We start from the raw sequence: 245 nt of genomic DNA, 5'->3' as shown, positions 1-245 counted from the left end.
CACCCACCCGCGGCAAGGGAGCGAGTCATAGAGTATTCCCCATTCTCCCCTCCTAATTGAAGCACAAGGGAAGCTGCTATGACAAGTGGGACATGACTCACCACAGCTGTCATATGGTCATGCTCATTTGCAGACACACTCACCACTTTTGCATGCGTGAATTATAATAGGCTTTCCAGCTGTGCCATATGAACAATTAGTTGACCAGGAAGCGGTGTAAGCATAGCGTATGCATTTTCAAAAAG

General features: G+C 47.3%; 1 protein-coding gene. It reads right to left on the bottom strand.

Annotated features, from left to right (window positions below; genetic code table 11):
• The coding region (locus KVT27_RS26930) for a prephenate dehydrogenase dimerization domain-containing protein (RefSeq protein WP_369009676.1) at nucleotides 1-137 on the bottom strand (137 nt) is incomplete at its 3' end.
• Nucleotides 138-245: the final 108 nt, after the last annotated feature.

This window comes from Lysinibacillus sp. GbtcB16, assembly GCF_019091145.1.
Classification (GTDB): Bacteria; Bacillota; Bacilli; order Bacillales_A; family Planococcaceae; genus Lysinibacillus; species Lysinibacillus fusiformis.
Note: the sequence above shows the minus strand (reverse complement) of the source record. Positions and strands in the feature narration are given on the sequence as shown.